The organism is Ruegeria sp. SCSIO 43209, assembly GCF_019904295.1.
GTDB lineage: Bacteria > Pseudomonadota > Alphaproteobacteria > Rhodobacterales > Rhodobacteraceae > Ruegeria.
In genome coordinates this window covers 533,792-548,736 of the sequence record NZ_CP065359.1, presented here as the reverse complement: position 1 = coordinate 548,736, position 14,945 = coordinate 533,792, and the positions used below count along the sequence as shown (strand labels likewise).

The 14,945-nt window shown below is 59.6% G+C and carries 15 protein-coding genes; 4 read left to right on the top strand and 11 right to left on the bottom strand.

Annotation, left to right across the window (positions count from 1 at the left end; translation table 11 throughout):
* The first annotated feature begins 29 nt into the window (after positions 1–29).
* Positions 30–1,139, top strand: a complete 1,110-nt coding sequence (locus I5192_RS02740) for a pyridoxal phosphate-dependent aminotransferase (protein WP_223117698.1) — start codon at positions 30–32, stop codon at positions 1,137–1,139.
* 81 nt (positions 1,140–1,220) lie between these two features.
* Here I5192_RS02740 and I5192_RS02735 read toward each other — a convergent pair whose 3' ends face one another.
* The 6 genes from I5192_RS02735 to I5192_RS02710 form a co-directional block, all read right to left on the bottom strand.
* A complete protein-coding gene (locus I5192_RS02735) occupies positions 1,221–2,411 on the bottom strand; it encodes an alanine--glyoxylate aminotransferase family protein (protein ID WP_223117697.1) in 1,191 nt (396 codons plus the stop codon).
* A 51-nt stretch (positions 2,412–2,462) separates the two neighbouring features.
* Positions 2,463–3,095 carry a bifunctional 4-hydroxy-2-oxoglutarate aldolase/2-dehydro-3-deoxy-phosphogluconate aldolase gene (gene eda / locus I5192_RS02730; RefSeq protein WP_223117696.1) on the bottom strand — a complete coding sequence of 211 codons (633 nt, stop codon included), beginning with the start codon at positions 3,093–3,095 and terminating at the stop codon, positions 2,463–2,465.
* Positions 3,096–3,099: 4 nt separating this feature from the next.
* The gene (edd, locus tag I5192_RS02725) at positions 3,100–4,905 is read right to left on the bottom strand and encodes a phosphogluconate dehydratase (protein WP_255612019.1); all 1,806 of its coding nucleotides are present in this window, start codon (positions 4,903–4,905) and stop codon (positions 3,100–3,102) included.
* Between the two features lie 2 nt (positions 4,906–4,907).
* Positions 4,908–6,353: a glucose-6-phosphate dehydrogenase gene (gene zwf / locus I5192_RS02720; protein WP_223117695.1), complete on the bottom strand. Its 1,446-nt coding sequence runs from the start codon at positions 6,351–6,353 to the stop codon at positions 4,908–4,910.
* A 165-nt stretch (positions 6,354–6,518) separates the two neighbouring features.
* Positions 6,519–8,762: a phosphoenolpyruvate--protein phosphotransferase gene (ptsP, locus tag I5192_RS02715; RefSeq protein ID WP_223117694.1), complete on the bottom strand. Its 2,244-nt coding sequence runs from the start codon at positions 8,760–8,762 to the stop codon at positions 6,519–6,521.
* Positions 8,763–8,807: 45 nt separating this feature from the next.
* Positions 8,808–10,046, bottom strand: a complete 1,239-nt coding sequence (locus I5192_RS02710) for an aspartate kinase (RefSeq protein WP_223117693.1) — start codon at positions 10,044–10,046, stop codon at positions 8,808–8,810.
* A 155-nt stretch (positions 10,047–10,201) separates the two neighbouring features.
* Between I5192_RS02710 and I5192_RS02705 the strand changes: the two genes are divergently transcribed.
* Positions 10,202–10,558: a hypothetical protein gene (locus tag I5192_RS02705; protein WP_223117692.1), complete on the top strand. Its 357-nt coding sequence runs from the start codon at positions 10,202–10,204 to the stop codon at positions 10,556–10,558.
* On the opposite strand, the gene I5192_RS02700 is transcribed toward I5192_RS02705, so the two are convergent.
* The 5 genes from I5192_RS02700 to I5192_RS02680 form a co-directional block, all read right to left on the bottom strand.
* Positions 10,552–11,190, bottom strand: a complete 639-nt coding sequence (locus I5192_RS02700) for an SDR family NAD(P)-dependent oxidoreductase (protein WP_223117691.1) — start codon at positions 11,188–11,190, stop codon at positions 10,552–10,554. The genes I5192_RS02705 and I5192_RS02700 overlap by 7 nt on opposite strands.
* Before the next feature lie 3 nt (positions 11,191–11,193).
* The gene (locus tag I5192_RS02695; RefSeq protein ID WP_170736481.1) at positions 11,194–11,649 is read right to left on the bottom strand and encodes a DUF1178 family protein; all 456 of its coding nucleotides are present in this window, start codon (positions 11,647–11,649) and stop codon (positions 11,194–11,196) included.
* Between the two features lie 71 nt (positions 11,650–11,720).
* Entirely contained in the window at positions 11,721–12,206 is a 486-nt protein-coding gene (locus tag I5192_RS02690; RefSeq protein ID WP_170736487.1) for an NUDIX hydrolase, read from the bottom strand.
* 80 nt (positions 12,207–12,286) lie between these two features.
* Positions 12,287–13,054 (bottom strand): EcsC family protein, encoded by a 768-nt coding sequence (locus I5192_RS02685; protein ID WP_170404266.1) that lies wholly within the window; start codon positions 13,052–13,054, stop codon positions 12,287–12,289.
* A 53-nt stretch (positions 13,055–13,107) separates the two neighbouring features.
* Positions 13,108–13,602, bottom strand: coding sequence for a GNAT family N-acetyltransferase (locus I5192_RS02680; protein ID WP_223117690.1), 495 nt, complete (start codon positions 13,600–13,602; stop codon positions 13,108–13,110).
* Positions 13,603–13,674: 72 nt separating this feature from the next.
* On the opposite strand from I5192_RS02680, the gene I5192_RS02675 reads away from it, so the two are divergent.
* Together I5192_RS02675 and I5192_RS02670 are read left to right on the top strand one after the other, a co-directional pair.
* Positions 13,675–14,280 carry a flavin reductase family protein gene (locus I5192_RS02675; protein WP_223117689.1) on the top strand — a complete coding sequence of 202 codons (606 nt, stop codon included), beginning with the start codon at positions 13,675–13,677 and terminating at the stop codon, positions 14,278–14,280.
* The gene (locus I5192_RS02670; protein ID WP_223117688.1) at positions 14,280–14,924 is read left to right on the top strand and encodes a CatB-related O-acetyltransferase; all 645 of its coding nucleotides are present in this window, start codon (positions 14,280–14,282) and stop codon (positions 14,922–14,924) included. Before I5192_RS02675 ends, I5192_RS02670 begins: the two co-directional genes overlap by 1 nt.
* The last annotated feature ends 21 nt before the right edge of the window (positions 14,925–14,945 follow it).

Sequence of the window (14,945 nt, the reverse complement as noted above, 5' to 3'; positions counted from 1 at the left end):
CGCCTGATCGGTTGCGCTTATCTGCGGCCATGACTGGTCCTCGTTATACCCCGCTTGCCCTCACGCTGCCCGCGACCGTGCCTTTTGTCGGCCCCGAAACGCAGGAGCGCCAACGTGGCGCGCCCTTCGTGGCCCGGATCGGTGCGAATGAAAGCGTGTTTGGCCCGTCCCCGCGCGCCATCGATGCAATGCAACGGGCCGCGGGCGAGATATGGATGTATGGCGATCCCGAGAATTACGAACTACGCCATGCGCTGGCGGTACATCATGGGGTCGCGCCTGAAAACATCGTGGTTGGCGAAGGCATTGACGGGTTGCTGGGCTATCTGGTGCGCCTGCTGGTTGGTCACGGCGATGCAGTTGTGACTTCGGATGGAGCTTATCCGACTTTCAATTACCACGTGGCCGGGTTTGGTGGGGTATTGCACAAGGTCCCCTACCACGACGATCACGAGGACCCGACGGCGCTGTTCGCCAAAGCGGCGGAGGTAGACGCCAAGTTGGTCTATCTGGCCAACCCGGACAACCCGATGGGAACATGGCATGCAGGTAAGGATATCGTGTCCGCTCTGGAGGCTTTGCCAGAGGGCTGTTTGGTGGTTCTTGACGAGGCATATGTCGAATGCGCGCCCGAGGGGACCGCTGCACCTGTCGCTGCTGATGATTCACGTGTGATCCGGATGCGAACGTTTTCCAAGGTTTATGGCATGGCCGGGGCGCGGGTAGGCTATGCTATCGGCTCATCCGAGTTGATTGCGAGCTTCAACAAAGTGCGCAACCATTTCGGCATGAACCGAGCCGCGCAGGCAGGGGCATTGGCCGCGCTAAAAGATGAAGATTGGCTGACGCATGTGCAGCAAAGGATTGCCGGGTCCCGGAACCGCATCGAAGAGATTTCACGGTCGAATGGTCTGCTGCCTTTGCCGTCTGCGACAAACTTTGTGGCGATTGATTGTGGGCGCGATGGGGTGTTTGCCAAGGCCGTGTTGGACACGCTCGTTGAACAAGGCGTGTTCGTGCGGATGCCATTTGCCGCGCCCCAGAACCGGTGCATTCGGGTCAGCTGCGGAGGTGAGGTGGAAATGACGGCGTTTGAAGCTGCTCTGCCCACGGCCCTGGCAAAAGCCCGAGCCTCGTAATGGGGGCTGTCTGCCCCCTATCGCGCCCATGCGCGATTTCCCCCGAAGGTATTTCGAGCCAGATGAAGAGGCGGATCGGGCTTATCCGGCCAGCGTCGCGGCGGCGGCTTCGAGCGCACCCTGACCACGGGGTATATCGAGCGCAGCCATAGCGGTTTCGACGCCACCCAGCATGGCCATGACCATTTGAGCGTTTACGTGCCCCATGTGGCCAAGGCGGAAGCAGCCGTCCCAATCCTCCATTCCCAGACCGATGCCCAGCGTCAGACCCAGTTGGGTTTCGGTATAGCTGCGCAGCGGCGTGCCCCGCCCCTCGGTCAGGCGGAGGGCAGTGACCGCGTGGCTGCGATGGGCCGGGTCGGCGACGTTGAAATGCAGCGCGCCACCTTGCGCCCAGATTTCACAGGCGGCCCAGATGGCCGTTGCCAGGTGTTCGTGGCGGGCCCAGACCTGTTCGATCCCTTCGCCATGGATCAGGTCGAGTGCGGCGCGCAGGCCATACAGGTGGTGGGTTGGCGCGGTGCCGTTGAAATACTGATAGAACAGATCTGGATTGGCGCGTGGCTGCCAGTCCCAATAATGCGAGACGCGGGGCATTGTGGCGCGCTTGGCTTGCGCCTTGTCGTTGAAGAAGACAAAGCCGGCGCCCGCCGGGGTCATAAGTCCCTTTTGGCAAGCCGTGACAGTGACGTCGACACCCCAGGCATCCATCTCGAACCGGTCGCAGCCCATCGACGCGATGCAGTCAGACATCAGCAAGGCTGGGTGGTCAAGGTCGTCGAGCAACGCTCGCAAGGCCGGGATATCGTTACGGATCGATGTGGACGTATCGACGTGGACCGCAAGGACCGCTTTGATCTTGTGGCTGGTATCGTTACGCAGGGCCTCGGCGATGCGGTCAAGATCCCAGGGCGAGGACATTCCGAAATCGATCAGGTCAACCTTGGCGCCGATTCCTTCGGCCATCTCGGCCCAACCGTGGGTGAAGCGGCCAGAGGCCGGGGCAAGCACGGTTTCACCGGGTGCAATGACGTTGCAAAGCGCAGCCTCCCATGTACCGTGGCCGTTGGCGATATAGATGGCGACGTTGTGCTGGGTTCCGGCAACGCGTTTCAAGTCTCGGGTGAGCGCGGGCATCATCTCGATCAATTCGCCGTCATAGATATTGGGCGACGGACGGTGCATCGCCTGCAGCACCGTATCGGGCATGACCGAAGGGCCGGGGATGGCCAGATACTCGCGCCCATGCGCGAGGGAGGTTTGGTTTGTCATGAGGGCAACCTGTTTGAATTGAGGCCTACCCTAGCGTCTTGCCCTGCGGCGTCAATCCAGCAGACTGGCGGCCTCGCGGGCAAGTGTTTCGATCCCGGACCAATCACCGTTTTGAACCATCTGCTTGGGCGCGACCCAGCTGCCGCCGGCGCAGACAACATTCGACAGCGACAGGTAATCGAGGGCATTTGACGGCGATACGCCACCAGTTGGGCAGAAGGTGATCTGCGGTAGCGGTGCGCCGATGGCTTTTAGGGCGGGAGCCCCTCCTGAGGCCTCGGCGGGGAAGAATTTCAGCATGTCATAGCCCTTTTCCAGCAGAGCCATGGCTTCGCTTGCAGTAGCCGCACCGGGGAGAAGGGGCAGACCTTCGGCTTCGCAGGCGGCGATCAGGGCATCGGTCGCACCGGGGGAGACGCCGAACTGAGCGCCAGCCTCTTTGGCAGCGCGGACATCTTCGGGCGTGACCAGTGTACCCGCCCCGACAACACCGCCGGGGACGTTGGCCATGGCGCGGATCGCGGCGAGCGCGGCGGGAGTGCGCAAGGTGACTTCAAGCGCCGGGAGGCCACCTGCGACCAAAGCTTCGGCCAACGGGCGCGCATGGGCCGCGTCGTCGACGACCAGGACTGGAACAATCGGGGCCAGCGCGCAGATCTCGCGGGTGCGTTGGGTTTTGGACATTGGGTTACACTCCGAAAATGCTGGCGCCGGTGTCGGCTGAGCCGACATTCTGACGGAAGGCGCCGAAGAGGTCACGGCCAACGCCGTGTTGGTTTGCCGTAAGGTCGGCGGTGGCCGGATTGCGGTCGAGAACACCGGGGGTCAGGATTTCCAACTCGCCCTTGACCGCATCAACGCGCAACTGGTCACCGTCTTGCAGATAGGCGATCGGTCCACCATCCAGCGCCTCGGGGCAGACATGGATGGCGGCGGGCACTTTGCCGGATGCGCCCGACATACGGCCATCGGTGACCAGAGCCACCTTCTGCCCCCTGCCCTGCAGGATCGACAGGATCGGCGTCAGCGAATGAAGTTCAGGCATACCGTTGGCTTTTGGCCCTTGGAAGCGAACAACAACGATGACGTCATCGGTGAATTCTCCGGCTTTGAAAGCGGCTTTTACGGCGTTCTGGTCGTGGAATACACGCACGGGCGCTTCGACCACTTGGTGTTCAGGTGCTACAGCCGACACCTTCATGACCCCTGTGCCCAGATTGCCTGTCAAGCGAGAGAGCCCGCCCGTGGGTTGGAACGGGTCTTTGGCCGGGCGAACGATCTTTTCGTTCAGACTGTGGCCCGCGCCCTCTTCCCAGACCAACTCGCCGTCTTTCAGCTTGGGTTCTTTGGTGTAGTTGTGCAGGCCCTGCCCCGCGACAGTCAGCGTATCGGGGTGCAGCAAGCCATCTTCCAGCAGCGTGCCGATGGCAAAGCCCAGGCCACCCGCAGCGTGGAAGTGGTTCACGTCTGCCAGACCGTTGGGATAGACGCGCGCGACCAAAGGCACGACAGCGGAGATGTCGGAAAAATCCTCCCAGTCCAGCACGATACCACCGGCACGCGCCATGGCGATCAGGTGGATCAGTAGGTTAGTGGAACCGCCGGTGGCCATCAGGCCGACGATGCCATTCACGAAAGCGCGCTCATCAAGGATCTGGCAGACCGGTGTGTAGTGATTGCCTAGTGCACTAAGGGAAAGGGCGCGGCGCGCACCTTCTTCGGTCAGCGCATCGCGCAGGGGCGTGTTGGGATTGACGAAGCTGGAGCCCGGCAGGTGCAGACCCATGAACTCCATCAGCATCTGATTGGTGTTGGCGGTGCCGTAGAAGGTGCAGGTGCCGGGGCCATGATAAGCGGCCATCTCGGCCTTCATCAATTCATCGCGGCCGACTTCTCCGGCAGCGAATTTTTGGCGGACCTTGGCCTTTTCGTCATTCGGCAGGCCACTGGTCATCGGACCTGCAGGCAGGAAGACGGCAGGAAGATGCCCAAAGGCTTGCGCGCCGATGATCAGGCCGGGCACGATCTTGTCACAGACGCCCAGGAAAACGGCGGCGTCATAAGTGTTGTGGCTTAGCGCCACTCCGGTCGCCAGCGCGATCACATCGCGCGAGAACAGCGAGAGTTCCATCCCCGCCTCGCCTTGCGTGACGCCGTCGCACATGGCTGGCACGCCGCCTGCAACCTGCGCTGTGCCGCCTGCTGCGCGGATCGCATCGCGGATCAGGGCCGGGTAGCGTTCGAAAGGCTGATGGGCCGAGAGCATATCGTTATAGGCGGTAACGATCCCCAGATTGCCAGCCGTGCCGGTGGCCATGGAGTCCTGATCTTCGCCCGCCCCGGCATAGGCGTGGGCCTGCCCGCTGCAGGACAGGTGCGCACGCGCAGGGCCCTTGGATTTGGCCTGCTCCATTCGTTCAAGATGCGGGCCACGCAGATCGTCGCTGCGGTCGATGATGCGTTTGGTGACGTCGGATATAACTGTGTTGACCATGATTACCCTCCGATCTGACGCCAGCGGCGTCCATCGCGATGCATCAGCATCAATGCTTCTTCAGGCCCCGAGCTGCCCTGATCGTATTTCGCGGGCTTATCTCCACGCTCTTCCCAGCCGTGAATGATGGGATCGACCCAGGCCCATGCGGCCTCGGCCTCATCGCCGCGCATGAACAAAGTCTGGTCGCCGCGGATGACATCCATGATCAGGCGTTCATAGGCATCCGGGGATTGGCCGTCATCGCCCAGCGCATCAGCGAAACTCATGTCGAGTGCAACGTCGGACAGGCGGAACCCGCCCTGCCCCGGTTCCTTGATGGTGGTGCGTAGCGTGATGCCTTCGTCCGGTTGCAGGCGGATCACCAGCACGTTGCCATGCAATGGTCCGACATTCGGAAAAATCGTATGCGGCGGATCGCGAAAGAACACTGCAATCTCGGATTCACGTGCGCGCAGGCGCTTGCCGGTCCGCAGATAAAACGGGACACCGGCCCAGCGCCAGTTGCCGATATGCGCCTTCAGCGCAATGAAGCTTTCGGTACGGCTGGCGGGGTTGCCGACGTGATCCAGATAGCCATCGCCCCCTTTTTCAGTGCGGTACTGACCACGAGCGATATCCTTGGGTTCCACCGGCTCCAGCGCTTCGATCACTTTGACTTTCTCATCGCGCACCGCGTTGGGTGAGAATTTCGAAGGCGGTTCCATCGCCGTCAGGCACAGCAATTGAACCAGATGGTTCTGGATCATGTCGCGCATCGCGCCGGACTGATCATAATAAGCACCGCGCCCTTCGACGCCCACGGTTTCGGCCACGGTGATCTGGACGTTATCAACATGAGTGGCGTTCCAGAGCGGTTCGAAAAGCGAGTTGGCAAAGCGCAGCGCCATCAGGTTCTGCACGGTTTCCTTGCCCAGATAATGATCGATCCGGTAAATCTGATGTTCTTCAAAACAGGCCCGCAGCCCTTCGTTCAACGCTTTGGCTGATGCCAGATCGTGACCAAAGGGTTTCTCGACCACGATACGACTGTCAGGTGTGGACAGGCCGTGCTCGTTCAGACGTTGGGCGATGCCCGAGAAAAGGCTTGGGCCTACTGACAGATAGAAGGCGCGTACCACATCCGGTCGCAGCGTTTTCGCTAGGTCAGACCAACCCGCATCGCCAAGCGCATCTACCGGAACATACTCGACGCGGGACAGAAAGCGATCAAGCGTATCCTTTTTGAAACCCGGCGCAAACTCTTGCATCGACGCACGCAGTTGTTCACGGAACCCGTCACTGTCCATGTCGGATCGGGCGGTTCCAATGATGCGCGCATCCTCAGGCATCTGGCCGACTTCGAAGCGATGATAGAGGCCCGGTAGGATTTTACGCTGCGCCAGATCGCCTGTCGCGCCGAACAACACAAGGTCGAACGGATCTACCGGAATTACGCGTGAGACCATTGCAAGGCTCCTTTCGAATTCCCCGCCAGCATAAGCAAGGTTTCAGCCCGGGATTAAAACGCATGTGCGTCATTAGCTATGTTATCGCTAACATTCACCGGCTGAATAGAAAACCTGAGCGCAAAAATCAAGCGCGGATTTGCAGCGGGCATCGCGGAAGATCAGTCAGGACTGCGTCCGCAGCCAGTCCATCACCGCCGGACGCACGGATTGTTCCCCACGATGGCGGGCATCGGCGATAATTTTACGCACATCCTGAAGGTTCGACCGCAACAACAGGCTTTTGACCGGCCCGATTGAGGCCGGGCGCATCGAAAGGGTACGGATGCCCATGGCCGCGAGACACAGCGCCTCGACCGGGCGACCGGCATCTTCGCCACAGAAGCTGAGCGGTGTGTCCGAGATCGAGCATCTCTCAACGATACGTTCAATGAAACTCAGAAAGCTGACATTCAGCGTATCGTAGCGACGGCGAACCAGTTCATTTTCGCGGTCGGCGGCGAAGAAAAACTGTTTCAGGTCGTTCCCACCGATCGAGATAAAGCCGACTTCGTCAAAGAACTTCTGCGGCGCAAAGGCAAGTGAAGGCGTTTCCAGCATCGCCCCCACTTCGAGCGATTCAGGCAGAACATGGCCCAGACGCCGTTCACGCTCGATCGTTTTCTTGACCTCCCATCGTGCCTCGCGAAACTCGTCAGCCTGCGCCACGAAGGGGAACATGATCGTCAGCGGGCGGCCATCAGCTGCGCGGATCAGCGCCTGCAACTGCATCCGCATCACGCCGCGCTTGTCCAGACCCACCCGGATCGCCCGCCAGCCCAGCGCCGGGTTCGGCTCTTCCACATGTTTCATATAAGGCAGAACCTTATCTGACCCGATATCGAGTGTACGGAACACCACGCGCTTTTCGCCCGCGGCATCCAGGACACGTTTGTATTGCGTCACCAGCTCGGATCGCTTGGGCATCTGATTGCGGATCAGAAACTGCAACTCGGTGCGGAACAGGCCCACCCCTTCGGCACCAGAGGTACTGAGAGAGGGCAAATCGGCCATCAGGCCCGCGTTCATCACCATGTTGATTCGCGCACCATCCTGCGTGACGGTGGGCGTTTCACGGATCGAGGCGTAGCGTTCCTGCGCCTTGGCCTCCATCGCGATCTTGTCGCGGAACGCGCTGACGACGGTGTCCTCGGGGCGCAGATGTACGACACCGCTATCCCCATCCACCAATATGTGATCGCCATTCAGCGCTTCGGTGGTGATGCGGCCTACATGCACCACCAGTGGGATCGCCAACGCGCGCGCCACGATAGTGGCATGGCTTCCGACCGAGCCTTCTTCCAATACGATCCCTTTGAGAGAACGGCCATATTCCAGCAGATCACCGGGGCCGATATTTCGCGCAATTAGGATCGGATCGGGCGGCAGGTCAGCCCCGTTGCCGTTGCCCTGTCCAGTCAAAATTCGCAGCAACCGATTGCTGAGGTCGTCCAGATCGGCCAACCGTTCACGTAAATACGGATCGGTGACCTGCCCCATGCGGGCCCGCGCCTGAGATTGTTCTTTCTCGACCGCCGCCTCTGCGCTGAGACCAAGAGCGATGTCCTCCTCCATCCGGCGCATCCAACCCTTGGAGTTGGCGAACATCCGGTAGGCTTCCAGAACCTGCAACTGCTCTTTGTCGCCGCCCTGAGAAATCTCAAGCATCTTGTCGACGCCGACGCGTAGCTCTTCAACGGCCTCGGTCAGCCGCTCACGCTCACGATGCGGGTCTTCGGCAATGGGATTGGTGACAACAACACGAGGTTCATGCAGCCAGACATGGCCTTCAGCAGATCCCTCCTGCGCCGGGCCACCGGTAAGTTGCACCGATTGCTGGTGCAGCGGTGACAAGGCTGCGCCTTCGCCCACGAACGCGCCCAGTTCGGCCATTTCAGCCAGAACCATCGCGACCACTTCCAGCGCATAGACCTCATCCGCTGAAAACTCACGCGCGTCCCGTGACTGCACAACCAGTACGCCAAGCTTCTGCCCCAGACGCTGCACCGGAACACCCAGGAACGACGAATACCGTTCCTCGCCGGTTTCCGGCATGTATCGAAAGCCCTTGGCCGAGGGCGCATCAGCCGTATTTACCACCTTGCCGGATTTGGCGACGCGACCGACCAGCCCTTCGCCCATACGCATCCGGGTCTTGTGCACCGCCTCGGGGGACAGACCTTCGGTGGCGCAAAGCTCGAGCGTATCTTCATCCCGGAACAGATAGATCGAGCAGACCTCGCGCGCGGTACTGTCGGCAATCAGATGCGTGATCCGGTCAAGACGTTCCTGACCGGCGGCCTCGCTCGCCATCTCTTCGCGCAGCCGCCCAAGCAGCTTGCGGGATTCTGTTTCCGTGCCTTCCGCCATGGCCCACCCACGTTACGGTTTCAGACGGGACACGTGGCTGAATGCTCAGGCCGCCTTGTCCAGTTCAAAAGCATCATGCAGTGCCTGAACCGCAAGTTCCATGTATTTCCTGTCGATCAGGACGGAAATTTTAATCTCGGAGGTTGTAATGACCTTGATGTTAATCCCCTCATCCGAGAGAATCTTGAACATCTTGGCCGCAACACCGGATTGCGAGCGCATACCGATCCCCACAACCGACACCTTGCAGACGTCTTCGTCCGCAACCAGCTCGGCATAGTTCAGCTCACCCTGTTCCTTGATCGCCAGCAGTGCCTTTTCGGCGCGTGCCACCTGATTGGTCGGGCAGGAGAACGTCATGTCGGTACGCCCTTCGTCCGAGATGTTCTGGACGATCATGTCAACGTTGATGCCTTCATCGCTGAGTGCGGTGAAAATGATCGAGGCAATGCCGGGACGGTCGGCAACCGAGACAACGGTCATCTTTGCCTCATCCCGCGAATAGGCCACGCCCGAGACTACATTGGATTCCATGATTTCCTCCTCGTCGACGACCAGCGTACCAGCCTCGTCGGATTGTTCCTCAAAGCTTGAGAGAACGCGCAGTTTCACCTTGTAGCGCATCGCCAGCTCGACCGAGCGGGTCTGCAGCACCTTGGCCCCCAGCGAGGCCAGTTCGAGCATTTCCTCGAACGAAATCTTGTCCAGTTTGCGCGCCTTTTCACAGATGCGCGGGTCGGTCGTATAGACGCCGTCCACATCCGTGTAGATATCGCAGCGCTCGGCCTCGAAAGCGGCGGCAAAAGCCACAGCCGTGGTGTCCGATCCGCCCCGACCCAGCGTGGTAATGCGTCCTTCGGGGCTGATGCCCTGGAAGCCCGCGACCACCGCAACGCGCATCCCTTCGCCGAATTTCTGGTTGATATTCTCGGGCGGGATTTCTTCGATCCGGGCCGCTGAATGGGCACCGTTGGTGATCAGCGGCACCTGCCAACCCTGCCAGCTGCGCGCCGGGATGTCCATTTCCTGCAGGGTCAGCGCCATCAGGCCAGCTGTAACGTTTTCACCAGAGGAGACAACGGTATCATATTCGCGCGCGTCATAGAGCGGAGAGATTTCATCGACCCAGCCCACCAGCTCGTTGGTCTTGCCGGACATCGCCGAAACGATGACGATGACGTCATAGCCTTTGGCTACCTCGACACCAACCCGTTTGGCAGCACGGCGGATCCGGTCCAGATTGGCGACCGATGTGCCGCCGAATTTCATCACGAGTACGGGCATGGGGGCTAGTGTCTCCGCGCCTTGAATTTCTGATCCCGTGCCTCTTATGCGAGGGGGGGCGCAAGGGCAAGTGGGCAAAGTCTGCACCGCAGTGCTTTACTTTGGTCGTGCGTGGTGTAAGCGTTCGGTCAAAGTCTTATTCCACGAGGATTTCAATGTTCCGCTTTGCCCTTGCCCTAAGCCTGGTTTCGACTGCCGCAAATGCCCAAGTGGCCACCCTATCGGGAACGGATGGCGAGAACTCATTAGGCACCGTTCCATGCGCTGCATTGGCAGGTGATACACTGGCCAGTTGTCCGGCCGAATTGCGGAAGCGCGAAGATGGAACGGCGACGTTGGCGGTTCAGTTGAACACTGGCGAGGTTCGGCGGATTTACTTCACCAAAGGTGTGCCGGATTCCAGCAGTTCGACATCGAAACTGACCTATGAGACACGCGGTGATATCATGGTGATCTTCATTGATCCCGGTGAAGTCTACGAAATCCCCAACGCGGCCCTGAACTCTCAGTAAGGGTGCGCCCGACCATCCCAAGTTTCAAAACAACCGGTAGTATCGAGCGAGAGAGCCGCAAATCGCTCGATCAAGCCGTTTGCCGCCTGATCGACCGTGATCTCTGCCGCAGCTCCGCCCATGTCCGTCTGCACCCAGCCCGGATGGTAGATTCCCACCGCAATGCCATCCGCCTGTAGGTCAGTCGCCAGGTTGCGGCCCAAATTCAGCGCCGCCGCCTTTGACGCACGGTAGATATAGCTGCCACCCGGCGCGCGCGTATGTGACGCCATCTGAGACGAAACGATGGCGATCCGGCCCCGCGCGGTTCGCAGGTTCGGCAACAAGGACTGGATGGTAAGAAACACGCCTGTCACGTTGGCGGCGAAGCTTTGCGCCCACATCTCGGCGGGATAGCCACTAATGTCGTGTCCTTTGTCCAGATAAACGCCCGCATTGCAGATCAGCAGGTCAATCTGGCGGCCTCGCAGTTGCTCGGCCATTGCAGCGTGCTGTTCTGGGTCCGTGACATCCAGCACGATATCTGCGCTACCGTCCCGGGCAGTTCCGGTCACTTCATGACCTTCTGCACGATACTGATCCGCAATGGATTTCCCGATCCCTCGGTTCGTGCCCGTAATAACGATGTGCATGGGTCAGTTGGTCTTGCGGCTAGGAACAAACGGCAACGGTGCGACCGGCACGCCGTCTTCAATCAGCGATTGCGCCTCTTCGGGCTTGGCCTCACCATAGATCGCGCGCTCGGGCGCATCCCCCAGATGGATTTTGCGGGCTTCTTTGGCGAAATCCTTGCCCACATAGTCCGAGTTTTCCTCGACCTTTCGACGCAGTTCGCTGAGGACCTCAGCGATCTCGGGCGAAGGTGTTGCCATGCTGATCTCATCCGCAGAAGGCTGCGCTGGTGCAACCTCGGTCACCGCCTTGCGCGCAGGCCGGACACGCGGTGTCATCACCGCCTTTTCCACCTTGTCGCAGCCGCATACCGCGCAGGTTACCAACCCGGCCGCTGACAGTTTGTCAAAGCCGGCTGCGGATTGAAACCAACTGTCAAAGCTGTGGTCATTGCTGCATTTCAATGCGTATTGAATCATATCACATCCAAAGTCCGGTTGGCGAATAGATACCGACCAACATGGCAATATCAAGTCTTGATCTTGGCCCGCTATTGCCGATGCAACCCGAATCCGCCCAAAAGCGCAGCAAGATCGGGCGACGACACCTTCAACGATGCCTTTTTGGGCGAAACCCATTTGCGCCTGCGCTCACCCGCTTCGGGAAACTGCGCCTCCAATCGCTGCACATGCAGCGGAAACACATCAACTAGACACAGCGCCGATGGCTTGCCAGGCCGGTTCTTGATATAGGCAAACCGACCAAGGCTTTCGCTTCCGCACTGCCCCAAAACACCAGCCTCTTCCCAGGCCTCGCGGGCGGCTGTTTCAGACGGGGTCAGCCCGTTGATCAACCAACCCTTGGGAATGATCCAGCGCCGTGCCCTGCGCGTTGTGATCAATAAAATCTCTGGCAGGTCATCATTGGTTCGATAGCAAAGCGCAGCGGATTGTGCATAAACAGGCAGCGCCCCGGAAAGGGAGAGGTTTTCTGCCGAAAGCCCGGCAATCGCATCAATACTGCGCCCGTCAAACACGGTTCATATCCACTGCTCGCTCCGCTTATGTTGCGGTTTATAAAGTGATATTTATCATATCCGGCAGAGTCTGCCAAGCTTTACGGGAAAGCCCCCTTGTTCAGAGCCATCCGCCCCGACAAACGCCGCACCAGCTCGTCATGAGGGATGTCGGCATCAATCGCCAATCGACGCAGCCCAAAATGCACATGCGCGATCTGCTGGTAGTAGCGGGTATAGACAAAATTTGTACCGCCCCCGGCAAGCGCCCCAAGCAACGGTACAGACTGCGCCGCCAGCTTCTGGCCCAGCACTACGGACAAGCGCGGCGCCACCATCGCAATGAGGCGTTGCATGGTCGGTCCGGTCAGGGTCATGCGCATTGAGAAAAAGCCCAGATCAGCCCCGTCATCCTCGGCCAAAGGACCTGCGGCTGACAACACTCGGATCGAGTCGAATTTCACGTTCTCGGCGGTCGGATCAAATCCTTCCCGCATCGCTGCGCCTTGGATCGCGCGCAGCATCATGGCGGTTGTCGCGGGCAGCTCGACAAGTGCTGTGGACACTCCACCCAGACCTCCGGCTGCGCCCATGGCAGTAGTTAAGGCTGTGTTGACCCATGGTTTCTGGTCCGGCACGGCACGCCGAGAGCCTTCGGCCGCATGCATGGCAAGCCAAAGCGCCTGTTCGGTTGCTTCGGTCAGACCTTCTCGCACCGGCTTAGGTAACTGATCCAATAAGGATTCCGCCGAACCACCAAGCTTGTTCAGCAGATTCACTCCTGCGCCACCTGCCGCACCGTACAGCTGCGCAAGCCGATCAAGCTCGGCCTCGGGATCGAGTTTTTCGACAAGAACCACGTCCTGCATCTGTGCCCTCCTGTCCTGAAAACATCGGGACTTTGCAGCGGGTTTTCAATGGGTCAACGGGTCCAGCGACTAACAAGCCCCTGAATTTCGGACCAAACTCCGGGGGTCAGTTCCAAACCCAGTATGCGATCAGGGTTGGTGGGCGGAGGCATTTCGACACCCGGCAGCGGGGTGAACCCGAACCGGGCATAATAGGGCGCATCGCCCACAAGCATGACGCGATCCCACCCTTTGGCGCGCCCGGCCTCTACCCCCTGATGGATCAGATATCCGCCCAACCCTTCGCCTTGATGGGTCGGGTGGACCGCCACTGGACCTAGCAGCAGCGCGTCATGTTCACCCACATGCACGGGCCAAAACCGGATTGCACCAGCCAGAATGCCCTGCCCATCGCGCGCGACCTGCGACAGGCCAGCGACAGGCGGCACGTCATCGCGCAGACGATAAGACGATAACGCCTCGCGCCCCGGAGCAAAGCACAGGTCATAGAGCGCTTCGACTTCCCACCAGTCTTCCGGCTCTTCCGGCCTGATCTTGAATTGCTGCACGCGCGCCCTCTTATCCTTGCTGGAAATCGCCCTAGCACTTCGATAGGCCTTGGGCAAACGCTTGGAGTCCATATGTTCTATCGCCCCGAAGACGGCCACGGCCTGCCGCACAACCCCTTCAACGCCATCATAACCCCACGCCCGATCGGCTGGATTTCGACGCGCGATGCTGACGGGATCAACAACCTGGCCCCGTATTCCTTCTTCAATGGTGTCGCTTATACACCGCCCCAGGTGATGTTCGCCTCAACCGGCTCCAAACACGATCAGGATGGCGACAAGGACAGCATCGCCAATATCGAGGCCACGAAGGTATTCTGCGTCAACGTGGTAGCCCATGCGCATCGCGACGCAATGAATGCCAGCTCAGAGGGTTTGGGAAAGCACGTCGACGAGTTCGCTCATGCTGGGCTGACACCAGTTGAATGCGAAACCATAAATTGCTCTCGGGTCGAGGGAGCGCCCGCAGCGCTGGAATGCAAACTTACTCAGATCGTAACTCTGCCGGGTGAGTCCAATCGGGTGGTGTTCGGAGAGGTCACTGGTGTGCACCTGCACGATGACCACATCCGTGACGGCAAACTTGACGTGACCTCATTCAACCCGCTCGCGCGGTTGGGTTATCGGGACTATTCTGTGGTGACAGAATTGTTCAGCCTTTCACGCCCGGATGACTAATGCCACTGCCTGATCGTACACGCAGATATCCGATTGTTCTGCCCGACGGCTCTAGCCACAACGGAACAGTGTTTCTGTCTCAGGCCATCGATCATCCCCGCTTTGAGGCAGGAGCTTACACTTATGCGTCGGATTTCGATGCACCGAAGGACTGGGCGCAGCGGCTTGCACCGTATCTGTTTCCCTTTTCAGAAGAAAAGCTGATGCTGGGCAAGTTCTGCCAAATCGCTCATGGAGTAAGGTTTATCACTGCCTCCGCAAATCACGCGACCGATGGCTTGACCTGCTTTCCATTTCCAATCTTCGATCCGGATCGCATGTCAGGCTACCAGCCTGATACACGTGATACCGTTATCGGGCACGATGTCTGGATCGGTTACGGAGCTTTGATTTTACCCGGAGCGCAGATCGGAAATGGCGCGATTGTTGGCGCAGGCTCGGTCGTGCGGGGTCAGGTTCCACCCTATGCAGTCGTTACCGGCAATCCGGCAAAAGTCCGGCGCTATCGTTTTGATCGCGATGTGATTGAAAGGCTGCAAGACTTGCGATGGTGGGATTGGCCCGCAGAAACCATCACTCGGGCCGAAGATGCCTTGCTTTCAGGCAATATCGATGCGTTGGAGCGCATTGCTTCTGAGATATAAGGCGGCCAATCCGGCCGCCCT